Raw genomic sequence first — 21,897 nt, 5'->3', positions numbered from 1 at the left:
CACTGGCAAGGCGAATTTGACCGAATCGCTTCGGGTCTGTCAGGTCACGAGAATATGATGCACTCGGTGCGGTCCCGTGCGGCACCCAGGTCTGCCGAGTTGGCTGAGTAGTCCCACAGGAGCCCGCTGCACTCGGGGTGGTCCCACATCCGCTGCCAGCAGTGGTTGAAACCCTGGAACGACCTGATGTTGTTGTTCCAGTTGATGCTGAGAATCGGCAGCGGTGCCAGCACGTACTCGGTCTCGGTCGGGGTCGTACACGGTGCAGTACCCGAGACGGTCAGAGTGTGCAACGGGGGCGGGTGGTTGTTGAAGTTCTCCCAGTAGTACTGGATGCCGTGCACGACCGACGCCGTACCGAACCCACCCTCGTTGAGCTCTGCGGCGGTCTTGCCGTCGACGGAGGCGAGGCCACTGAGGTTCGCATCCGTCACCCGTCCCGCGGTTGCCTGCGCGATGGCCTCCCGGAAGGTGTCGAAGCACTGCGTGGCGCGCGTCTTCACCGAGAGGGTGCAGTGCGAACCGCCGGACTTCGCCTGGTCCGTCTTCCCGTTGTCCGGACCGCTTTCCGCGGCCGCGCTCGTTCCGGCCGCCAGCCCGGCCACGGTCAGCGCCGCAGCGGCCAGACCAACGGAAATGCAATTTCTTCGCAGCTTGTTCATGATTGACCTCGACTCCTCAACTTGTTGGTGGTGCTTCGAAAGCAGTCAGGCGTCGGTCGCGATCGCGAGGCCCCAGAACGAGTGGCCAGACCATCGTGAAGAGGAGGCAGCACGCCGTTTTGATACATCGCGCCGCACACCCCCGGGGTGACATGCGGAAACTGGGTGTGCCAAGACCCACGCTCCGGCCGTGGCTTGAACGCTCTGCCCAGGTTCCAGGCTCGCGGGTGTCGTGGCCGCTACCCGCTACCGGTGGACCTACCGCCTGTTTGGGGTTGATAGCCCCTCAGGGGTTCAAATCCCCTATCCTCCGCCAACTGAGCAGGCACGAACGCCGGGCCCCGCGATCATGGGGTGCCCGGCGTTCGTGCGGTCAGACCGGAGTCGCCGTCGTTTCCACTGTCCGTTTCGGCAATAGTTGGCCAGTTCCTCGGGGATGAATCTGCCGTAGCGCGGCCCACCTCATGTCTTACATGGCAATCGAACAGGGTGAGGCATTGGTTCGGCTCGGGGCGTTCATCGGTGGCGGTGTGGCGATCGGGGTCAGTGCGGCGGGGGCGTCCATTGGTGACGGTCTGGCCGGGAGTCAGCTGCTGGCCGGGGTGGCGCGGCAACCGGAGGCGCAGCAGCGCCTGATGACCCCGTTCCTGATGGTGGTGAGTTTCGCCGAAAGCAACTTCTTCATCTCGTTGGGGTTCGCGTTGCTGCTGTTCTACGTGACACCCGGGCTGTAGCGACCGCCCGCCGCCGGGCCGCGCGCCCGGCGGCGGGTGGCCGGGTCAGTCGTCGTGGGGGTCGGGTTTGGCGTGGTCGGCGACGCCGGGGGTCGGGTCGCGGTCGAGATCGATCAGCGGGTGCCGGCCGGCGCCTTCCTCGGCGTGGTGGCGGCCGCCGGACCGCTGATCTTCCGCGGTCGGCTCGGCGGGGCTGTCGGGTTCAGTGTGCACAGTGCTCTCCGGATCTCCCACAGCAAAACGTGGAGGGCAGTATTCCGTACGGTCCTGGTGTGATGTGCGCCACCTGCGCCTTGTGGACGCCGGGCCGGCGCGAATGCTCCATTGTGGACTGACCGGCGGCGCACCGCTCAGCCGCGGCCGGATTTCTCGGGGCCGCCTTTGCCCTTGTCGCTCTTGGGTTTGCGGTCCTTGTCGGGTCCGGCCCGGGCCTGCTCTTGCCCTGCTGCCGGCGCTGCGGGGTCCGGGACGACGACCGCGGTCGCGCCGGTCTGGGCCGTGGCGGGGGTGGCCGGTGGCTCGGCGACCTGGACGGGCTGGCCGGCGGCCGGGCCGGCTGGGGCGCCGGGGTCCGCACCGGACAGCGTGGACAGCATCGTGGCGAGGGCGGCGCCGGTGGCCGCGATGGCGGCCGCGGCGTGCGCCATGCGTCGGCGGGACATCCGGGGCCGGCGTGGCTCGGACACCGGCATGAGCCGGGTGGTGCTTGGCTCGGAAACCGGGGCCAACACCACCGTGCGGATCGCGGCGGACGCCTCGGCGGGGTCGCCGGCCGCGGCCCGCAGCAGGCGGACGGCGGTGGCGGCGTCGGCCCGGTGCGCGGGATCGCGGGCGATCATCGCGGTCAGCGCGGCGCGCAGCGCGGACGGAACCGAATCCGGGATCCGCGGCGGGCGGGTCAGCCGGGCGATTGCGGCCTCCACCTCGGTCCCGGTGTACTCCGGCCGGCCGGTCAGGCACTCCAGCAGCACCAGCCCGAGCGCGTAGATGTCCGCCCTCGGCGTGGTCTCGGCCCCGGCGACCTGCTCCGGCGCCAGGTAGGCGGCGGTTCCGACACAGTGGCCGGTCGCGGTCATCCTGGCCTGGCCGAGCGCCATCGCGATCCCGAAGTCGGCCAGGTAGCAGGTGCCGTTGCGGTCCAGCAACACGTTGGAGGGCTTGAGATCGCGGTGCATCACGTGTCGCGAGTGGACATACTCCAGGGTTTCGGCCAGCCGCAACCCGAGCCGCGCCACCGCGTCGGGCGCGATCGGCCCGCCGCGGTCGATGGCGGAGCGCAGGGTGCGGCCGGCCACCAGCTGGATCACCAGATACGGCTGCTCGGGCTCGGTGGACACGTCGAACACGGTGAGCAGCCCCGGATGGGACAGACCGGCGAGCAGCTTCGCCTCCACCCGCAGCCGGGACAGCACCACGTCGTCGACCGGCCGGTGGAACAGTTTGACGGCCACGGTGCGGCGTAACCGCAGGTCGGTCGCCGCCCACACGGTGGCCATGCCGCCCCGGCCGAGCAGCGGTCCGATCCGGTAGCGGCCGTCCAGCACGCGGCCCGTCCGGGGGTCCATCCGCACCCCTCCCGCTCGTCGCCGTGACCCGGTCCAGGTACCCGCGCACGCATAGGACAAAACCTGAGGAAGCTGGCAGATCGCTCGCCGGCCGAGGACAATGTCACAGTTGATCAGGGACGGCAAGGGTGGTGGTACCGCTGGCAGCGGAGCGGCGGGCGAACACGCGGCTGCTGGACGCGGTGATCAGCATCTCGCGAGATCTGCGGCTGGAGGAGGTCCTGCGCAGTGTCGCCGGCTATGCCTGTGAGCTGGTCGGCGCCCGGCACGCCACGCTGCACGTCGCCGGGCTGGACCCGGTCCACCACGGCGACCCGAACGAGGCCGGGTCGGCCGAGCTGACCGTTGCGCTCGACTCCGGCGGCGAGCCGCTCGGCACGCTGCGGGTGCGCGGCGGCCCGTTCCGGCCCGAGGACGAGGCCGACCTGCGGGCGCTGGCCGGCGCGGCCGGCATCGCGGTGGACAACGCCCGGCGCTACGCGCGCAGCCGGCAACGGGAGCGCTGGCTGCAGGCGTCCAACGAGATCACCGCGATGCTGCTGGCCGAGGAACATCCGGGCGGCGAGCTGCAGCTGATCACCGGACGGGCCCGGACGGTGGCCGAGGCACCGATCGCCGCGATCGCCGTCGCACACGAGCACGATCCGGACAAGCTGGTGTTCAAGGTGGTCGACACGCCCGGCGGGATCGGTGACTCGTTGGTCGGGTCGGCCGTCGACATGGCCACCACCGCCTCCGGCGTCGTCTACAGCAGCGGTGAACCACTGCTGCTGGACACCTACGGCGACGCGGCAGCGAACTGGCAGGAGAAGTACAACGGCGGCGCCCCGCCGGTGCTGCGTGACCTCGGCTCGGCGGCGATCGTGCCGCTGGCGGCCGGCGAGTCCATCCTCGGCGTGCTGCTGGTGATCAGGTTCCGCGGCGAGCCGCTGTTCGGCGACCCCGACCTGGAGCTGCTGCGCAACTTCGCCGCGCACGCCGCCCTGGCCATGCGGTACGCCAACGCCCGGGCCGACCAGCGCCGGCTGGCCGTGTTCGAGGATCGCGACCGGATCGCCGGCGACATGCAGGACGTGGTGATCCGCCGGCTGTTCGACATCGGGCTGGGGCTGCAGGGCGTGAACCGGCTGGTGCAGCCGGCGTTGCGGGCGCGGATCTCCGGCCTGGTGGACGACCTGGACGGGACCATCCGGGATCTGCGGCACAGCATATTCTCGCTGCGCAACCACAGCGCCGCCGAGGGCGAGCAGCCGGGCGGGTTGTCCGAGGAGGTGCTGCGGGTCATCGCGCAGGCCACCGACACCCTGGGGTTCGAGCCCCGGGTCGGGTTGACCGGGGCGGTGGACGGAGCGGTCCCGGCGGACATCCGTCCGGATCTGCTGGCGACGCTGCGGGAAGCGCTGGCCAACGTGGCCCGGCACGCGCGGGCCAGCGAGGTTCACGTGGAGCTGCGGATCGAGCCGGACGCGCTGACGTTGCACGTGCTGGACGACGGGATCGGGATTCCGGCGGTGCGGGCCCGCAGCAGCGGCCTGGCCAACCTGGACCGGCGGGCGCAGCGGTGGGGCGGCAGCATGACGGTCGGACCGAGCGGCGGTGGTGGCACCCGGCTGACCTGGACCGTGCCGCTACCCGAGCAGGGCTGAACCGGACCGGCGCTCGGCGGCGGCGCGCCGACCGGCCCTGGCGACGACGAGCAGGCACAGGCACATGCCCGCGAACAGCACCGCGGCCACGGCCCAGTTGCCGAGCGCGGCGAACACGACGGCGAGTACCAGCAGCCAGCTCCCGGCGCCGAGGAACGCCCCGGCGAACAACCAGTTGACCCTTACCGGTCCGGGGCTGGCGGGTGGTAATTCGCCGACATTTTGCTCGGCCGCACGCGCCTTGTCCGCTTCGGCGGGGACCCGGCCGGAGACGACCATTTTGGCTCCTTTGCAAGTTGTTGGCTGCAATAGCATCGCGAAGCCGGCGTGGATTACCCAGGGTCACCATCCTCCGGATGGCAGGGACTTTCGGCCCTATTCGCAAGGGGAGTCTGGCCTGATGTGCGGAACTGCAGGTCAGCGTACGGTTTCGGGGAACGGGCGCGGTGGCCCGCGAGGCACGGGAGATCTCGTGACCATTCGAATCTTCCTGGTGGACGACCATGAGATCGTCCGCCGGGGTCTCGCGGATCTGCTCGCCGAGGAGCCGGACCTGGCCGTCGTCGGCGAGGCGTCGTCGGTCACCGAGGCGCTGGCCCGGTTGCCCGGCTGCCCGGCCGACGTCGCCGTGCTCGACGTCCGGATGCCCGACGGCAACGGGGTGGAACTGTGCCGCGAGCTGCGATCCCGGCAGCCCGACCTGAACTGCCTGATGCTCACGTCCTACGCCGACGACGAGGCGCTGTTCGACGCGATCATGGCTGGGGCATCGGGTTTCGTGCTCAAGCAGGTGCTCGGCAACGACCTGGTCGCCGCGATCCGCACGGTCGGCTCCGGCGGCTCGCTGCTCGACCCGCGCACGACTGCCGCGCTGCTCGGCCGGATCCGCCGCAGGCGCGAGGAAACCGACCCGCTGGCAATGCTTTCCGAGCAGGAGCGGAGCGTGCTCGACCTGGTCGCCGAGGGGCTGACCAACCGGCAGATCAGCGAGAAGATGTTTCTGGCCGAGAAGACCGTGAAGAACTACGTCTCCCACCTGCTGGCCAAGCTCGGCCTCCAGCGCCGCACCCAGGCCGCCGTGCTCGCCGCCGAACTGCGCTCCCGCGAGTCCCGCCGCCGGTAACACTGGTCCGCCTCTCCGGGGTTTTACTGCTGTTGTTGCGTCCAGCGGTGGTGCGGTGAGCGGATTGATTGTGGCTGGGTGCCGTTACGGTGCCCCTGAGGTTGCGTTGGCTGGGCCAAGACTTCGTCTCAATGATCCACGCCCAATCCCGCGCAATCTTCGGGCGTCACATCATCGGCAGCGTGGCGTGCCAGACGAGCCGGTTTTGGCCGCCGGTAATTCGGTCGAGGGTGGCAGTGCCATCACATTCCGTGGCGGCGGCCCGGACCGCACGGACGACCTCGGGCGACGGGACCGCGCCATTGTCGACGATCACGAGAACCAGCTCCCGGCCCGCTTCGACGGTGATGGTGACCTCGCCGGCCCGGCCCAGCCGCAGCGCCGCGCCGACCACCGCGCGGAGCACGGCCACCACGTGGTCGCCGATCTCGTCCGGCACCAACGTGTCCACCGGGCCGGAGATCCGCACCGCGGGTGCCACCGCGGTTCCGGCGGCGCACTCGGCCACGGTGTCCAGCAACCGCCGACGCAGGCTGGCCGCGCGGTCCTCGCCGGTGGTGTGCAGGTCGAAGATCGACGTCCGAATCTCCCGGACGGTGGCGTCGAGCTCCTCGACCGCCCGGGTGACCCGATGTGCCGCCTCCTGGTCGGTGATCCGGCGCACCGTGCCCTGCAGGCTCATGCCGGTGGCGAACAGCCGCTGGATCACGTGGTCGTGCAGGTCGCCGGCGATCCGGTCGCGGTCGGCGAGCACATCGAGCAGCCGCCTGGCCCGCTGGGTCTCGGCGAACTCCAGCGCCATCGCCGCCTGGTTGGCCAACGTCGCCAGCATCGGGCGCAGGTCGGCCGCAAACCGCGGCCGGCCCTTGGCCCGCACCGCGAGCAGCGCACCCGCGCCGTCCACGGCCGGCAACCGGACGGCCAGTGCCGGGCCGAACTCGCCGACCGGCAGCAGACCGCCGAGATCGTCCGCGCCGTCGAGCAGCTCCGCCCAGCCGGCGCCGATCCGTTCCCGGGCCAGCTCGGCCGACCACTCACCGACCGCCGCGGTGATCACCAACCCGGTCCCGGCGGCCTTGTCCGGCTCCGGCAGCAGGACCAGCACGCAGTCCGCGCCGGTGAGCTCCCGGGTCCGGGCCGCCACCAGGTTCAGCGTCTCCTGCGTGGACGCGCCGTACAGCAGCCGCTCGTTGATCTCGGCGTTGGCCGCCAGCCACCGCTCCCGGGTCCTGGACCACTCGAACCGCCGGGCGTTCTCCACCGCAACGCCCGCGGCCGCGGCCAGCGCGGTGAGCACGGCCCGGTCGTCCGGCGTGAACCCGGCCGCGCCGCGCTTCTCGGCGAGATAGATGGTGCCGAACACCTCGTCCCCGACCAGGATCGGCGCGTCCAGCACGGCGCCGGGGTCGTGCGGCGGCAACCCGATCGGGTCACCGATCAGACTCTCCTCACCGACCACGGCGAGCGCCCCGTACCGGGCCTCGATCAGCTCGGTTCCCGCCTGCACGATCCGCCGCAGGGTGGCGTCCAGCTCCAGCCCGGCCGCCACCGCGAGCACCGCCTCGAGCAGGCCGAGCAGCCGGTCGCGGGTCCGGACGACCTGGGCCAGCCGGTCGTGCACCTCGCCGACCAGTGCGTCCAACGCCTCCCGGTCAGACATAGCTGTCCACGGTGACAGGCCGTCGCACCGATCGGATAGGGACGAACGTCACCGAAGGTGCGTGTCGAAGAAGGCGAGGATCCGTTTCCTGGCGTCCGCGGCGGACGGGCCGTGGTAGCCCATCGACGTCATCCGCGAGGCCAGCCGCACCGCGCCCGGCACGTCGGCCGGATCGTGGTCGTTGAGGAAGGAGTGGCCCGCGTCCGGGTACTCGACCACGTCGTGCACCACCCCGTTGGCGGCCAGCGCGGTGGACAGCCGGTCGGCGGCGCCGCGCAGCTGCCGGTCCCGGCCGCCGTAGCTGCCGACCACCGGGCACGACCCGGCCAGCGCCCGCTCGGCGTTCTTCGGCAGCGCCCCGTAGTTCACGCTGGCCGCGGCGAACCCGTGGCCGGGCGCGAGCATCAGGGCGAACCCGCCGCCGAGGCAGAAGCCGATCACGCCGACGGTTCCGGTGCAGTCCGCGCGGGCGGCGAGCCAGGTCCGCACCGCGTCCAGGTCGCCGAGCGGCCCGCTGGCGTCCCGCAAGAACCGCACCAGGCAGGCGATTTTCCGGCCGGCGCGGTAGAGATCCGGTGCGACCGCGAGGAACCCGGCGCCAGCCAGCCAGTCGGCCTGGTTGCGCACGTCCCGGCTCATGCCCATCGCGTCGTGGATCACCACCACCCCGGGCCACGGTCCCGCACCTTCCGGTGCGGCCAGGTAGACGGGCAGCTCGCCGTTGGGCGCCGGGACGGTCATGCCGATCATTGTGCCGGGCGGCCGGTTCCGGACAACGCCCGCTCCACGTCGGTCAGCTCGCCGAACAGCGGGCCCTGCGCGGTGTCCACGCCGAGCTCGGCCCACCGGATCGCGGCCTGCTCGGTGCCGATCCCGTCGACCGACACCACCGCGCCGATCCCCTTGGCCGCGCCCACGCTCGCCTCGGCCGCGCGCAGCAGCGCGGCACCCACGTCGTCCCGGCCGGCGAACGGGTCGCCGAGCACCACCGACAGGGCCGGGCAGTGCTCGAGCAGGTCGAGTTGGCGCAGGCCGCCGTCCCAGTCGCACAGCGCGGTGCGCACCCCGATCTCGGCCACCACCTGGAGATTGTCCGCGGCACTGCCGAACTCCTCGAGCACCGCGCCGGTGTCGAACCCGATCTCCAGCAGGCTCGGCTCCACGCCGGCCGCCTCGACCGCGGCGAGCACGGCGGCCACCAGGTCGTCGTCCGCGGACTGCAGCCGGGACAGCCGCACCCGCAGCGCCGCCGCATCCGCCATCCCCATGGCGCTGCGCCAGGACGGCAGGTGCGCGCACGCGGTGCGCAACATCCACGGTCCACACAGGACGGATTGACCGGTCAGCTCGGCCAGCGCCATGGTCTCCCGCTCGCCCAACGGCCCGGACGGGCGACCGGACCACCGCAACCCCGCGGTGATCGCGACGGTGCGGCGGTCGTCCAGCCGGACCACCGGCCGGTAACCCACGCCGAGCTCGCCGTCCTCGAACGCGCCCGGCAGCGCCGCCGCGTCCCGGTACCTGGCCTGGACCCGCGCGTCCCGCTCGGCGTCGAACCCGCGCCACTGCCGGCGGCCGGTCGCCCGGGCGGCATGCAGCGCCGCGTCCGCCGCCCGGAACAGCTCCGCGCCGGACGTCTCGGCCACCGGCCGGCGCACCACGCCCACGCTGGCGTTGACCGCGACACCCACGCCGTCGACGTACTCCGGCTCGGCCAGCGCCTCGTTGATCCGGTCGACCAGCTCCGGAATCTCCGGTGTGGTCGGCGAATCCTCGATCAGGACGGCGAACTCGTCCCCGCCGGTCCGGGCCACCAGTGCGTTCTCCGCGGCCATCACGTCCACCAGCCGCTTCGCCACCGTCCTGAGCAGCCGGTCGGCGGCCTGATGGCCGAGCCCGTTGTTGAGCGCCCCGAAGGCATCCAGGTTCAGGCAGCACAGCGTGACCGTGAGATCGGGATCGGCGCGGCCGAGTCGGGTCTCCACCGCGGACTCGAAGTGCAGCCGGTTCGCCAGGCCGGTCAGCGCGTCGTGCAGCAGCTGGTGGCCGAACCGGCCCTGCAGCAGCTGCAGCTCGCTGAGGTCCTGCACGGTCAGCACGTAGGACTCCGGCCGGCCCGGGCCCTCCCGCAGCGGTGACAGGGCGACGTAGACCCACGCCGTCTCGCCGTCGTCACGGACCAGCTTCAGCCGTCCGCGCGGCGGATCGGTCACGTCCTCGGCCTCGTCCGGGGCCAGGTAGTCGGACAGCCCGGCGCCGGAGAGCCGGTCCGGCTGGCTGCCGAGGATCTCCACCAGCGCCGGGTTCACGTCCACGAACCGGCCGTCCAGGTCGGTGATCGCGATGCCGGTCGGCGAGGAGGTGAACACCTCGCGGAACCGGGTCTCGGTGGCCCGCAGGACCTGCTCGGCGCGCTGCTTGGCGGACAGCAGCGCGCGCTTCATGTCCTCCTGCTGGTCGAGCGTGCGCCGGCGCACCGCCTCGGCGTAACCGGTGCACATGGCGGACAGCAGGGCGGCCAGGTTGCGCATCCGGTCGCGGTCGGCCGGGCCGCCGAGGTCGAGCAGGCCCTCGACGAGCAGCCGCACCGACAGCGCCAGGGTGTCGCTGCCGACCAGCGCCCCGGTGACCATCCGGGCGCCCACCTCGGCGCCCGGCCGCGGGTCGAACGGTTCGGCGACCAGCGCCTCGGCCAGCATCAGGACCAGCTCGTGCAGGTAGTCCTCGAGCTCCCTGCTGGTCATGGCCACGTACGTGGAGGCCGCGACCACGTTCATCCAGGTGCTGGTCAGTTCGCGTGCGACCTGCTCCGGCTCGGCGTGGCGGCCGGCCGCGGTCTCCGGTTGTCCGGGGGAGGTCACGTCGATGCGGCGGTCAGCGCGCACATCCGAGGTGGGGAGGTAGACCGGGGAAAGGCCAGCTGCCGCTGTGGATCATGTGCTGAAATACGCGACGTGGGACCGCCTGGTTCAGCCCGTCGGCCGGCGGATCGCCCACCGGTTCCAGGTCGTCACTGAGCAGGTACTCCTGGGTCCACACGCCGCCGGGTCTCACTCCACACCTCGCCTTGTGTCCGGTCCGTGACCGTTAGACTACTCAGCGCCGGTAGACCCGGGGAGACCAGAACGAACACGCAGCGTGGCTAGCGCGGCTCGTGCACCGCGCGGGCGAAGTCGTCGGCGATCGCCAGGAACTCGGCCCGAGACAGGGTCACCCGCGCCCCGGTGAAGTCGTTCTCGATCAGCACCTCGTCGGCGTGCACGGTGAGGTGACAGCAGTCGCCGCCGAACGCCCACGGGTCGGCGCCGCCGTCCCGGACCCGGCCGACGACCTGGTCCAGGGCGCTGGCGCTGTCCCCGAGGTCGGTCTCCAGGAAGTCGTCGAGCGGGTGCAGGTCGGGTGGCACCGTGACGCGGATCCCGCCGTCGGCGTCCCGGGCGAACCGGACGGTGCTAGTCGCCTTGACCACGGGCCTGCCTTCCTCGATAGATCGGGTAGGCCGTGACCACATGGTACAAGCGCGCGGTGAGCGCCTCGGCCGGCTGCGCGTCGAGCTGCCGCTCCACCACGCCCTCGATGACCACGCCCGCGTAGCGGCCCCGCCACCGCTGCCGGACGGCACTGAACTCGGTCCGGTGCACGAACGCGTGCCGGATCGCCCGCAGCACCTCGGCGCGGGTCCAGGCGTCCGGGAAGAACGTGCTGCGCTTCACCGGCCCGCGCGGCCCGGTCCTCGGTCCGGTGACCTCGGCCCGGTACACGCCGTTCTGATCCGGGCGGCCGATCACCCGGACCACCCGCAGCGGTCCGCGGTCGACGCCGCCTTCCCGGTGGTGGTAGCCCAGGTTCCGGTTCTTCCGCACGGAGTAGTGGCCCTCGAAGATGTGCTGACGCAGGCGTGGGGAGAGCTGGTCGAGGCCGAGCCGGCGCAGCCGCCTGCGCAGGCCCTCGATGCCGGCGTCCCAGGCCGCCGGGTTGTCCCGCAGCGCGTCGTGGTCGAGGTGCCGCTTCAGGCTGGCGTCCGGGTGCTGGAGGGCGGCGGCGGACAGCACGACCGGTTCGGTCTGGACCAGCACGGGCCTGGGTGTCGTGCGCGCGATGGTGTCCCACCGGCGCGGCCGGCCGCGCGGAGCCAGCACGCCGGCCGCGTGCACGGTGTCGGCGGCCTCCCGCCCGATCCGCTCGAGCTGGCGGCGGGCCCGGTGCAGCGTGTCCACGGCGGCCGCCCGGCGGTCCGCCCGGGACCGGCCGTCCCGCTCCGGCGGGTCGGGCAGGGCGCCGAGCACGCCGAACTGCTCGATCTGCTGCCGCATTGGTTGAGCCGGTGGCACGTCCACGGCCCGGTCGCCGGTCCACCGGCGCTCGTGCAGCAGCGCGATCGCCTCGCCGGCCTGGCGCTGGGCCCAGCTCAGCGCGCCGGCGTAGGTGTCCAGCGCGACCGCCGTGGACAGAAAGGCGTCGGCGGCCGTCAGAAAACGTTTGGGTGTTTCGTCGAAATAGGCATGAAACGCCTCCGCGGCCCGGCCCTGCCAGCCACCGTCGTCAATGGTGCGCAGACCCAGCCCGACGTCCTCGAGGGCCACCCCGATCCGGTCGAGGGAGCCGGCCAGCTCCCAGATCCGCTCGGGATCGCCGGGCACCAGCGCCGCCGGATCGCGGGCCCGCTCGATCTCGTCGATCACAGGTGCTCCCGCAACCGGCTGAACACCACCGCCGCGTCCTCGTCGAACCGGCGGTAGTCGCTGATCGTCTCGCCGAGTCTGTGCTGGATCGACGCGCCGTCGGCGACCAGCTCGGACATCCCTTCGCGCCACCGTTGTCGGAACTCGGAGGCCGCCTCGGCCAGCTCGCCGTGGCCGAACGCCGGCCCCGGGCAGTCCGGCACCGACCGCGCGGCGCCGGTCAGCTCGTCCAGCAGGCGCTCCACCCCGGCCCGGGCCCCGGAAAGGGCGGCAAGATCGACGCAGAATCCGTCCGAACGGTTCACCCCATACCTCCCTCGCGGCGGCAGCAACTGTACAAGGTTGATCAAGCTCGCGGTTGTGCGAACCGAACCTGGGGAATGGCCGCGAACGGCGGTACGCCGGTGGGCGGTCCGCTGCCTACCCTTCTGCCGGTGACCGCGAAATACGACGCTCTCGCCGAGCGGTACGAGGAGATCTTCTTCTATGTGGCCGATCTCGGCCGGCAGCTGATCGACTTCGCCGACCCGCCGCCCGGCGCCCGGGTGCTCGACATCGGTGCCGGTCGCGGTGCCGTGGCCCGCGCCGCCCTGGCCCGGGGCTGCCTGGTGACCGCCGTGGACGCCTCGGCCGGAATGGTCGCCCATCTGGCCGCCGACTACCCGGACCTGACCGTCCACCGGATGGACGCGGCCGCACTCGACTTCCCGGACGGGTCGTTCGATCTGGTCACCGCCGGATTCGTGGTCCAGGTGCTGGACGACCCCGGCGCCATCCTCGCCGACGTCCGCCGCCTGCTCAGCCCGTCCGGCATGGTCGCGCTGTCGCTGGAGACCCAGACCGTCGGCCGGCTGGGTTGGCTGCACGACCTCAACGCCGAGTTCTTCGCCGTCCCCGACGCGCCCGCCGGGCCCGGCCCGATGACCCACGCCCAACTCGACGGTCTGCTCGCCGAAGCCGGCTTCACCGCCGTGGAACGCATTTCGGTCGAGATGCCCCGCACCCTCCCCGACGGCCCCGCCCTCTGGGACTGGCTGGCCGACCGCGGCCTCGCCGACTCGGTCGCCCGGCTCACCCCCGACCGCGCCACCGAGTTCCGCACCCGCTTCCTCGGCCATGCCGAAACCATGCGCGTCACCGGCGGCATCACCCTCGAGTTCGCCGCCACCCTGCACCGCGCCCGCCGCACCCCGTAACCCTTCTCAGTGACTCTGCCCGCCTCCGGTTGCCTAACGCTAACGACAACCAGTATCAATAACCTTGTCGCCCACTTCCCAACAACCGGAGGTAACCCATGTCCCTCAACGTTTCCACGGCCCTCCTGGACCGAGCCTCGTCGGGCCAGGTCCCCGACGAGCCCTTCGTCGCCTGCGTCCGCGACTCGCTGCCCTACGCCTGGGCGGTGATCGAGTCGGTGGCCACCACCCTGCACAACACCCCGGGCATCCCGTTCGCCGACAACACCACCCCGCCGCCCACGGAGACCGACCGCGGCCAACTCCTGCGCGCCCTGGCCTCCGACGCCATCCGCGGCGCCCTCGAACGCCACTTCGCCGTCACACTGGCCTTCCAGAACTGCCACCGCGTCGCCGCCTTCCACCCCGGCGCCACCGACAGCCCCGCCTACCAGGAATTCACCTCCCCCCGATCGCAACTCCTCAACCAGAGCCCCGAACTGCGCAACTGCTGACCCCCATCCACAAACGCCCGGGTGGACCAGACAAACCCACCCGGGCGAACCCTACGGCTGGTTTGGGGTCAGCTCCCAGCGGGCGATCTCCTCGCCGGCGCGAGTGATCAGGATCTCCAGGCCGGAGATCTCGTAGACGTACGAACCGTTGCGGGCGATGAAGCCGTCCGCCGTCTCGTCCGCGGGAATCGAGATGTGCGTGTCGGAGCTGACCTCCTCCCCGGTGATCTGGCCGTCGTAGTACAGCTGCCCGAATTCGTCGCGGCACAGCGTGATCGTGAACCGGTCTGTGGTGTATGCGGCGACGAGTGCCGCGGACTGCCCGCTACCAGGGAGCCAGGTGGCAACGTCCTCCGGGCAGGCGGGTGCGGACGACGCCCCCGGCGCCCTCGGGGCCTCAGTTTCCGTCGGCGTCTCGCTCACCGTCGCCGCTGGGTCCGGGACGTCCGAGCGCTGGCCGTCGGACAGCAGGCTGCTCAGTTCTTGGCAGTTGCCGGTGAGGGCAATCATGAGCACCCCGAGGGCCAACAACAGAAGGATGCGGAGCGCCCATCTGCCGGATCCCGAGCGACGCGCCGGCGCCGGTCCGGATCCGGTCGCCGTCGGAGTCAGGGTGATGTCGACTCGTTCGGGCGGTGCAGCCGGAACCCGCGGCATCCGCTCGGTAGGCGGGCCGAACTCGGCGCTGATCCGATGGTTCTGCGGCTGAGCGCTGCCGGCCGTGCTGCCCGGCGCGCGCTTGCACAGCCGGCAGACCGCAGCCCCGGCCATGTTGTTGCTGTCGCAGGAGTCACAGGTCCAGGCCGCGGTGGTCATCCCGGACGCACCTCCGATCGCGGGATCAGCACCTCGGCGCTGCTGACCGACGGGCGGAAGACCACCCAGTCCGCGTCGTCCGGCGCCGCTTCTACCTCCAGCAGCGGCACCGTTCTGCCCGTGCGCGTCCAGGTCCGCTTCGGGCTCGGCCGGGTTGGTTCCTCGGACGACGGCGGGGCCTGGGTTCGCACGCGGCGGGCCAGGTCCTCGAGGACCGGACGGGCGTCGGTGGGAAACCACAGGGGCAGGGTGAAGCTCGGCCCCTGCCCGATCCGGACGGTCAAGGTCAACCGTACGAGCGAAGACCCATGTAGTCCGGGCTCGTCAAGCAGCGCGACGTCCGAACAGGACCGCAGCGGTATGTACAGCCGCGCCTGCCCGTGACCCTGGTCGGTTCGCTCGGCGATGGTGAGCTGCCTCGGCTCGAGGACCATCCACACGTCCGGCCCGTGTGCCACGGGACGCGGCGACGTGCCGAACCGGGAGTCCCAGGCCACCATCGCCACCACGCCGGTCGGGCGGCCGCGTCGATACTGACGCATCTCGAACTGAGGACCGGGTTCGGGTCGCCAGTCCGTTCCCCACCAACTACCCATTTTCATGAGTCACACCGTTCACATGCTGTTGGCGATGGTCGCCACGATCTCGTCCATTTCCCATTCCTCGAGGCCTTCACCGGCCGCAGAGGGGAAGAAGATGGTGTGGTTCCAGTCCTCGGCGATGTCGGTCCACGGCGACAGTTCGGGGGCGAAGAGGAGCAGCCGCTTGGCCGAGTTGTCCATCAGCGCGTCGCGGCTCTGGCCGTGTCCCCACTGTTCGAACAAGCCCTCGATGGAGGACGGAATGGACCGCGGATAGGTCGTCGCCTTCGTCTGGTTCGGATCCCCGAGCGGGTGCGCCGGCGCATCGGTGAAGATCACGATGACGTGCCGGCGCCGGTCGAGGCCCGTCTCCCACTTGGCGGCCATGGCCAACGCCAACGCCTCAAGCCCGGACTCCGCATCGTCCCCGCCTCCGGACGCTTTGAGCGCACGCACAGCGCGCTCGAAATCGTTGATCTCGCCCGGAATCTCGAAGAAGGCGCTCTCCACGAGCGCGTCCTCGGCGCGGTGGCCGAAGTCCCGGAAGGCGATCACCTTCAACCGCAGCCGGCTGATTCCGCGACCCTTGCGCGACATCTCCTGGGCGAGGTGGTTCGGGAAGGACAGCGCGCTGTGCTTCACGTTGGCGAGCGTCGGACCCATGCTGCCGGTGGCGTCGATGCACAGGACGATGTCGACGGCATAGCTCAGGCTCGGACGGATGTGCTGTGTCTGGGTCATCCGGGGTGGCCCGTCCTCTCATCCGGTGGTCGGGAATCGGCGGCCGTTCACGTTGATACGCAAGCGGCTCTGTGATTTCACGATCGGCGCCGGCTTGCCGGCTCGATCTACGTTCACCCGCACCCGGCTGGTCTTCGCCCCCGGTTTCGGGTCGCGCTTGGCCATCACACTGCTGATGACGTCTTCGCCGTCGAGAATCTCGGCTGTCCTGGTGACGTCGGGCCGAGCGCCCGGCTCCGGCCGGGTGAGGGAGCCCAGCAGCTCGCGCAGGGGGCCGCCGAGCCGTCGGTCCCAGACCAACGGAACTCCGTCGATGACCGCAGCGGCCGGGCAGTCGTACGGAGCGTGGGCGGGCGGCGCGCCGAACAGGTAGGTGTGCACCAACAGTCCGAATGCGAACATGTCCACGGCCTGGGTCAGGTCCGCGGCCGACACCGCCGTCTCGCCGCGCAGGTAACGTAGCCACTCGGGCGCACCGTAAAGCGGGTCGCCGCCGATGATGTCGCGCGGCGGTGGCTGTTTCGCCGGATAGGCATCGTCGAAATCGATCAGCTTCGCCGAGTACAGGTCGCTACCCTTCGGACGTCGCAACAACACGTTGTCTGGCTTGAGATCGCCGTGCACGATGTCCTGCTCGTGCAGCAACCGCAGGCTGTCGACGAGGGTGCGCAGCAACACGACCTGCTGCTGCGCCGGCAGCCGGTGCGGCGCAACATGCTCCGCATCGATCCGCCTGGTCACCTTGTAGAACCGGGTACCGTGCGCGAAGAAGTCCAGGGTCAACACCAGGTTTCCGGCGTGCAGGTCGTCCGGGCGCAGCAACTGCAGGACTTTTCGGTGTCGCTGCTCGAACTGGTCGCACTCTTCCTGTCGGCGCCGTTTGTCCTCGTCCGAACCCATCGAACCCGACCTGGGCAGCTTGGGATCAAGGAACTCCTTGACGAAGTACTCCTGGCCGTCCTTCTCGGCGAACGCCCAGACACACTTGCCGGCGTTGGCATTGGTGGGCTTGCTGACGATGAGGTACCCGTTTACGGTCTCACCCTTCCTCACACCGGCGCTCCCTCGGCGCAGCCACGCAGCCGGCGCTCGTAGTCCCCGCGGTAGCGACGCCAGGAGTGCTCCCGGGCCGTGATCAGTCCGGCGCGGTCGTCCGGCCGAACCAGGGCGAGCGGGACCGCGTGCTCGGCGTCGACCCGCTCGGCACGCTCCCGAAAGTGCACGCGCAGGTCGTTGAAGTGCGGGAAGCCCAGCGCGACGATCGCGAGCGAGGCGTCGTCGCCGGTGTACCCGCTCACCCGTTCCGCCAGCAACGCGCTCCAGTGCATGATGTCTTGTGCGGACAGCAGGGTCTTCCACAACAGGTGCTCGAACAGCGCCGGCGCGTCGAGATACCCGAAGAACCCATCGGTGGCGCCGATCAGCAGGCACGGCAATGGCGCCCGGCCCCGCCAGTGGTTGAGCTCGAACCTCCGATCCGCGCTCACCATGTTGGTCATCGGCGGATCCTGGACGAGCAGTTCCAGTGCATCGGCGGACTGGGTGTCATCCCGGCTGAGCTGCTGCAGTCCCAGCTCCGGTTCTGCCACGTAGCAGCGCGAGTCGCCCGCCCACAGCACGTCCCACGAGACTTCGGCACCGGTCATCCGGAACTCGAGCCCGGCCAGGGTGGTGGGGAACTCCCGGTGCATGCTCCCGCGAACCCGGCCGCGCCCGTCGTCCTCGTGCGCCAGCCGGCCGGCGATGTGCTCGCGAAGGATGGTTGCCGTGGAATTGCCGACGAACCACTCCTCGGTCAGCGCGCGAACCCGGCGCGACGCGACCCACGCCTGCGTACGGTCGACGCCGGCGGAGGTCCGCCCGGCGACGGACCGGCCCGCCCCGCCGACACCGTCGAAGACCGCGATCAGCCCGCGACCGGAGGACCGCCGGAAAAGGACGAGCGGGTCGGCATCCTCGCCGTGGCCCGGATTCCGCTCGGTCCACACCGCGAGGGCGCCGAAGTTCTCCTCGCTGTGGTACCAGAGTTGGGCTCGACCCCGGGCCCGGGGCTGAATGTCCATGAGCGCGCCACCGTCACCGTTGATCGGCGGGCCGCGTGCCGCGAACCCGGCTCACTCGCCGGCCATTGGCCTCGTCCGGCTCGTCCTTGACCGCCTTGCCGGGATCTTCCGCTCGCATGGGCTTGTTCTGGCCCGGCTTGTTCTGGTCGCCGGCCTCACCCTGTACGGCCACGTTCTCCTCGACCACTCGACCGCTGTCGATCGCGCCACGGATCTTGCGGTCCAACCGGTCGCGGATACCGCCCCGGCTCGACCCGATCAGGGGCTCTCCCCCGGGGAAGAACGCGCTCATGGCCTGCTCGCTGACCCGGGAGGCGTTGAACTCCTCCAACTCCTTGCTGGAGCCCATCAGCACGCGTAGCGCATCCAGGCTGGCCTGGGTGCTGCGGTCCCTGGACTCCTGCTCCCGATCGAGCAGCGGTGTCGGATCACCTCCGGTGAGCGCCATGACATGCGCCAGCATCTCATCCCGGCCGGCGCTGGCCACCGGACGCATCGCGTCGCGGCGCATCTCCTGGACCCGCAGCTCCCGCTTGGCGGTGATGATCTCGGCCGTGTCGACCGCCTCCACCGTGACGGCGAACCCGCTGAGCCGCACCGCGGACACCGGATAGGCATCGTTGAGCTTCGCCATGATGGCCGCCTCGGGTCCGGCCGGGTTGAGCACGTCGAAACGCGCGGCCTCGTCCCGCACGATTCTGGTCAGCGACTGGCGCAACGCGGCGGTCATGTCCTGAATGCCGTCGCGCACGATGGCCGCCGGATCCGCGATCTGACAGCAGAGAGAGACGGCGACGGTAAACGGAAACGCCGGGTCCGCGCTGGGCGCGGTCACGTCGAAGGACAACCCGTGATTGGAGACGTCCACAACAGACATTCGACGGTAGTTGCCGAGTCTGGCCTCCGGCACCCGTTGGCCGGACCAGATCACCAGCGGGTCGCCGATCGCCGGTTCCAGAACCAGCGCGGTGCCCATGGCCGGCGAACGCAGCGGCGCACCGATGCGCACCCGGGGCAGCTCCGCCGTGTCCAGGATTGGGTTGTACGTCTGTGTCATGCCGTCAGTTCTCCCGCTTCCCTGATTTCCCGGTAGAAGGCAGCAGCCGCGTCCGACGGCTCGTCCGGATCGACGGCCCATTCGCGCAGCGCGTAGCACAGTCGCCCGTAGTCCTGATCCCCGCGGTCAGCGATGCCGGCGAGCAGATCCAGGACTACGCCGTGCACGGACCGATCGGCGTCGGCCACCCGCACCCAGGCCCGCAACGCGTCCATGGCCAGCGAGCGGACCGGTTCACAGGACAGGGCGCGGCCCCACAGTTCGGGCAGTTGCTCACGATGCTCCCAGGCCGACAGCATCAGCACCGGCCGGTCGGACGCGGCCGTTTCCGCCGAACCCGGTTCGCGCGCGGCGAAGGCGAACATGGTGAGGGCCTTCACCACGGGCTCCTCGGTCACCGCGGCCTCGGTCCACTCCATCAACGCGTCCAGCACCTGGTGCACGCATCCGGCCTCGAGCAGCAGATGGGTGCTGAACGCGGCCGGCTCCAACAGTCCCCAGTCCCCGTCGCACACCAGCGTGCGGAGCACGCGCAAGGCGCGCCGCGGATCGGCCACGCCAAGGGGACCGCCCGCGGCCAGTCCCGCGGTGGCCGGAAGGTTGCGCTCCCTGATGTCGAAGCGGACCATCTCGGCCCACTGTTCCAACTGTTCCCACACGGTATCCGCGTTCGCTTCGACGCTGCCCACCACGTTCATGCCCTGTGCCGCGCTCTGCCGCAGCTGCACTGAGCGAGAGCTCCCCCACGGCACCAGATAGCGATGCAGGCTGTGCTCGAAGTCCCTCATGGCCAGGATTCCCGCCGCTCCGGCCGCCCGGGCCCGCACCTCGACATCGGGGTGATCGGCCAGCCCGGTCAACCACTGGAGAATCTTGGAGCGGGCGCCGTCGAGCTCGAACCAGGACAGCGCCAGAACAACATGCCGGAGCTTGTCGTGCCGAAACCGGACGGCTGCCGAACCGTCCGGCTGGGCGGCATGCTCGATCCAGCTCCGTTCGGCCAGCAGCCGGCGGAAGTAACGCAGGCCCATACCGGCCGGTCCGGCGCCGAGTTCGCGGCACAGACCGACGGCGGCGTCAGCGACGTTGAGATAGCTGGACCCCTCCAGCGCCGCGGTGGCCAGCACCCAGGCGACCTCGGCCGCATCCGGATCCGCGCCGAGCCACTCGCGGACCTGGTCTTCGGGATCGCGTAGCCGGACGATGGCCGCATCCAGATCGGCCCCGGTGCGCAGGGCCTCCACCGTCACCATCGCGGCGCGGGTGGCGAAGGCGGGATCGTCGCGCTCCTCGAAAATCGCGCCGAGTTGCGTCTCGCTGAGCTGCCGTTCGACCTCGTCCTCGGCCAGCAGCGGCAGCTCGCCCGCCACCCTGGCGCGCACGATCTCCATTGGCGGCGGAAGTTCCATGTCCTCGAGGACGAACTCGGTCCGCAGCGCCGCGGTGGCCAGCGATCCGCCGACCGGTCCGGTGATCACGACCAGAAAGCTGCCGTGTTCCCGTAACTGGTCACCGGCCCGGGACAACCAGTCGTCGTCGATGGACTCCGCCGCGAACCGGCCCTGCCCGTGCGGGCGGTCGAGCACGATCAGCCCGCAGTGTCGTTGGGGCACCCGCCAGGACATGTTGCCCAGCACGTTGCCGTCCAGCCGAAGAACGTCGCCGGTCAGCCCGCAGCGCCGCAGCGCCTCCACCACCGTCGCCAGCGCGCGGCTCTCCCGGCCGGTCCTCGCCGGGCCGGAGAAGATGGCGAGGTTGCCCTCGTAAAGAATGTCCACACCGGTCTTGAAGCCGACCGGAGGCACGTAGTAGGCGAGGCGTTCCTCGAGCTGCTTGGGCTCGAGCCTGGTCTTGGCGGCCAGCCTTCTGGCTGGCCGGCTGTGCGTGCCACCCGCGGTGAAGTCACCCTCCACGGTGAACGCACCCTGGAAGATGTTGATGTTGGCCACATCTTCGACATGGCCGAGCCCTTCCGCGATGATCTTGTTGAACCGGAGGTTGTCGAGCTCCGCCCCGTCTCCGCGCAGCCGGTGCAGCGCCTCGTCCCGGGAGGGCGGCTTGGCATCCCCCGCGTCCGCCGGCGATTCTTCGGCGGCCCGCGGTTTGTCCGGCGGGGTTTCGTCGGCGGGTTTCGGTTGCTCGGCAGGTTTCTCGTCACTCACGCGTGTCGGCTCCGTCGTCCGTGGACCGATGGAAGTAGTACCGCGGGCCGGCGTGCATGTCACCGGTGATGGTGACCGCATCACCCTGCACCACGTGGCCGACCTCCCTGGCGTTTACGGCGAATTTGCCCGCTGCCGTTTCGGTTTCCGGAACGGGTCGGTCACGAAGCGCGGGAATCAGTTCTCGGAGCTTGCCGGCCAGCCGTTCGATGTCGATTCCCGCACTCCGGAATCGCACCTCGATATCCTGGCGGTCGGCAAGCGGGCGCAGTTCGGCCGGCAGGTCCGCCGCCTCCAGTCGGGCAACCCCAAACCGGGTCGGAATGACCTGTTTCTCCAACTCTAACCCTGCCAGGATCTCCCGACGTACGAAATCTGTCGGGTCATCGAGTCGGCGTTTCCCGTTCTTGTCGGCCGCGCTCAGCCAGCGGTCACCCATGATGACCAGCATCGCGACCGAGTTGGCCACGGCCTCGAACATGTGCCGTTCCCACAACGAACCCAGAGGGATCGACTTCGATGCCAGAAACACCGCGGCAGAGCCGAACCGCTCAGACAGCATGTGATCGAGCATGGCGGCGCCGTACGGTTCGTCGGACACGCGATAGCTGAGAAATATCTGCGGCACGGTGCTTGACTCCTCGCACGTTGCTACGAGCGGGGTTGCGTACTACGCCACCCGGGGGAACCGGTGTTGACGGTGCGTAGTTTGCAG

Annotated in this window: 23 protein-coding genes; 5 read left to right on the top strand and 18 right to left on the bottom strand. The window is 70.6% G+C overall.

Annotated features, from left to right (window positions below; genetic code table 11):
• Positions 1 to 44: 44 nt before the first annotated feature.
• Entirely contained in the window at positions 45 to 662 is a 618-nt protein-coding gene (locus VFV67_RS09430; protein WP_326468836.1) for a hypothetical protein, read from the bottom strand.
• Positions 663 to 1,135: 473 nt separating this feature from the next.
• Here VFV67_RS09430 and VFV67_RS09425 point away from each other — a divergent pair, with 473 nt between their 5' ends.
• Complete coding sequence (locus tag VFV67_RS09425; RefSeq protein WP_326468835.1) at positions 1,136 to 1,396, top strand: ATP F0F1 synthase subunit C; 261 nt, start codon at positions 1,136 to 1,138, stop codon at positions 1,394 to 1,396.
• A gap of 45 nt (positions 1,397 to 1,441) precedes the next feature.
• On the opposite strand, the gene VFV67_RS09420 is transcribed toward VFV67_RS09425, so the two are convergent.
• Positions 1,442 to 1,609 (bottom strand): hypothetical protein, encoded by a 168-nt coding sequence (locus VFV67_RS09420; RefSeq protein WP_326468833.1) that lies wholly within the window; start codon positions 1,607 to 1,609, stop codon positions 1,442 to 1,444.
• Positions 1,610 to 1,746: 137 nt separating this feature from the next.
• Positions 1,747 to 2,961, bottom strand: coding sequence for a serine/threonine-protein kinase (locus tag VFV67_RS09415; protein ID WP_326468832.1), 1,215 nt, complete (start codon positions 2,959 to 2,961; stop codon positions 1,747 to 1,749).
• Positions 2,962 to 3,089: 128 nt separating this feature from the next.
• On the opposite strand from VFV67_RS09415, the gene VFV67_RS09410 reads away from it, so the two are divergent.
• Entirely contained in the window at positions 3,090 to 4,607 is a 1,518-nt protein-coding gene (locus VFV67_RS09410) for a sensor histidine kinase (RefSeq protein WP_326468831.1), read from the top strand.
• Here VFV67_RS09410 and VFV67_RS09405 read toward each other — a convergent pair.
• Positions 4,590 to 4,886: a hypothetical protein gene (locus VFV67_RS09405; RefSeq protein ID WP_326468830.1), complete on the bottom strand. Its 297-nt coding sequence runs from the start codon at positions 4,884 to 4,886 to the stop codon at positions 4,590 to 4,592. The genes VFV67_RS09410 and VFV67_RS09405 overlap by 18 nt on opposite strands.
• A gap of 193 nt (positions 4,887 to 5,079) precedes the next feature.
• Between VFV67_RS09405 and VFV67_RS09400 the strand changes: the two genes are divergently transcribed.
• A complete protein-coding gene (locus VFV67_RS09400; protein ID WP_326468829.1) occupies positions 5,080 to 5,730 on the top strand; it encodes a response regulator transcription factor in 651 nt (216 codons plus the stop codon).
• Between the two features lie 166 nt (positions 5,731 to 5,896).
• Here the strand turns inward: VFV67_RS09400 and VFV67_RS09395 are convergent, their stop codons facing one another.
• The 6 genes from VFV67_RS09395 to VFV67_RS09370 form a co-directional block, all read right to left on the bottom strand.
• On the bottom strand, positions 5,897 to 7,390 hold the full coding sequence (locus tag VFV67_RS09395) for a sensor histidine kinase (protein WP_326468828.1): 1,494 nt from the start codon (positions 7,388 to 7,390) through the stop codon (positions 5,897 to 5,899).
• A gap of 48 nt (positions 7,391 to 7,438) precedes the next feature.
• Positions 7,439 to 8,131 carry a dienelactone hydrolase family protein gene (locus VFV67_RS09390; RefSeq protein ID WP_326468827.1) on the bottom strand — a complete coding sequence of 231 codons (693 nt, stop codon included), beginning with the start codon at positions 8,129 to 8,131 and terminating at the stop codon, positions 7,439 to 7,441.
• 5 nt (positions 8,132 to 8,136) lie between these two features.
• On the bottom strand, positions 8,137 to 10,275 hold the full coding sequence (locus tag VFV67_RS09385) for a diguanylate cyclase domain-containing protein (RefSeq protein WP_326468825.1): 2,139 nt from the start codon (positions 10,273 to 10,275) through the stop codon (positions 8,137 to 8,139).
• A gap of 257 nt (positions 10,276 to 10,532) precedes the next feature.
• The gene (locus tag VFV67_RS09380; RefSeq protein WP_326468823.1) at positions 10,533 to 10,859 is read right to left on the bottom strand and encodes a hypothetical protein; all 327 of its coding nucleotides are present in this window, start codon (positions 10,857 to 10,859) and stop codon (positions 10,533 to 10,535) included.
• Positions 10,843 to 12,072, bottom strand: coding sequence for an EndoU domain-containing protein (locus VFV67_RS09375; protein WP_326468821.1), 1,230 nt, complete (start codon positions 12,070 to 12,072; stop codon positions 10,843 to 10,845). Before VFV67_RS09375 ends, VFV67_RS09380 begins: the two co-directional genes overlap by 17 nt.
• Positions 12,069 to 12,377, bottom strand: a complete 309-nt coding sequence (locus tag VFV67_RS09370; RefSeq protein ID WP_326468820.1) for a hypothetical protein — start codon at positions 12,375 to 12,377, stop codon at positions 12,069 to 12,071. Before VFV67_RS09370 ends, VFV67_RS09375 begins: the two co-directional genes overlap by 4 nt.
• 129 nt (positions 12,378 to 12,506) lie before the next feature.
• Between VFV67_RS09370 and VFV67_RS09365 the strand changes: the two genes are divergently transcribed.
• On the top strand, positions 12,507 to 13,268 hold the full coding sequence (locus VFV67_RS09365) for a class I SAM-dependent methyltransferase (RefSeq protein WP_326468819.1): 762 nt from the start codon (positions 12,507 to 12,509) through the stop codon (positions 13,266 to 13,268).
• A 98-nt stretch (positions 13,269 to 13,366) separates the two neighbouring features.
• Positions 13,367 to 13,762: an SCO5389 family protein gene (locus VFV67_RS09360; RefSeq protein ID WP_326468818.1), complete on the top strand. Its 396-nt coding sequence runs from the start codon at positions 13,367 to 13,369 to the stop codon at positions 13,760 to 13,762.
• 51 nt (positions 13,763 to 13,813) lie between these two features.
• Here VFV67_RS09360 and VFV67_RS09355 read toward each other — a convergent pair whose 3' ends face one another.
• The 8 genes from VFV67_RS09355 to VFV67_RS09320 all read right to left on the bottom strand — a co-directional run bounded on the left by VFV67_RS09355 (position 13,814) and on the right by VFV67_RS09320 (position 21,810).
• A complete protein-coding gene (locus VFV67_RS09355) occupies positions 13,814 to 14,578 on the bottom strand; it encodes a hypothetical protein (RefSeq protein ID WP_326468817.1) in 765 nt (254 codons plus the stop codon).
• A complete protein-coding gene (locus VFV67_RS09350; protein WP_326468815.1) occupies positions 14,575 to 15,120 on the bottom strand; it encodes a hypothetical protein in 546 nt (181 codons plus the stop codon). The genes VFV67_RS09355 and VFV67_RS09350 overlap by 4 nt, the downstream gene beginning before the upstream one ends.
• Before the next feature lie 72 nt (positions 15,121 to 15,192).
• Positions 15,193 to 15,900 (bottom strand): vWA domain-containing protein, encoded by a 708-nt coding sequence (locus VFV67_RS09345; RefSeq protein ID WP_326468814.1) that lies wholly within the window; start codon positions 15,898 to 15,900, stop codon positions 15,193 to 15,195.
• 18 nt (positions 15,901 to 15,918) lie between these two features.
• The gene (locus VFV67_RS09340) at positions 15,919 to 16,800 is read right to left on the bottom strand and encodes a protein kinase domain-containing protein (protein ID WP_326468813.1); all 882 of its coding nucleotides are present in this window, start codon (positions 16,798 to 16,800) and stop codon (positions 15,919 to 15,921) included.
• 149 nt (positions 16,801 to 16,949) lie between these two features.
• A complete protein-coding gene (locus VFV67_RS09335) occupies positions 16,950 to 17,963 on the bottom strand; it encodes a protein phosphatase 2C domain-containing protein (protein WP_326468812.1) in 1,014 nt (337 codons plus the stop codon).
• Between the two features lie 13 nt (positions 17,964 to 17,976).
• The gene (locus VFV67_RS09330; protein WP_326468811.1) at positions 17,977 to 19,020 is read right to left on the bottom strand and encodes a hypothetical protein; all 1,044 of its coding nucleotides are present in this window, start codon (positions 19,018 to 19,020) and stop codon (positions 17,977 to 17,979) included.
• On the bottom strand, positions 19,017 to 21,182 hold the full coding sequence (locus VFV67_RS09325; RefSeq protein ID WP_326468810.1) for a hypothetical protein: 2,166 nt from the start codon (positions 21,180 to 21,182) through the stop codon (positions 19,017 to 19,019). Before VFV67_RS09325 ends, VFV67_RS09330 begins: the two co-directional genes overlap by 4 nt.
• Positions 21,175 to 21,810, bottom strand: a complete 636-nt coding sequence (locus VFV67_RS09320) for a TIR domain-containing protein (protein ID WP_326468809.1) — start codon at positions 21,808 to 21,810, stop codon at positions 21,175 to 21,177. Before VFV67_RS09320 ends, VFV67_RS09325 begins: the two co-directional genes overlap by 8 nt.
• Positions 21,811 to 21,897 lie beyond the last annotated feature (87 nt).

Origin of the sequence: Actinophytocola sp., from assembly GCF_035762905.1 — a bacterium.
Taxonomy (GTDB): domain Bacteria; phylum Actinomycetota; class Actinomycetes; order Mycobacteriales; family Pseudonocardiaceae; genus DASYTH01.
Note: the sequence above shows the minus strand (reverse complement) of the source record. Positions and strands in the feature narration are given on the sequence as shown.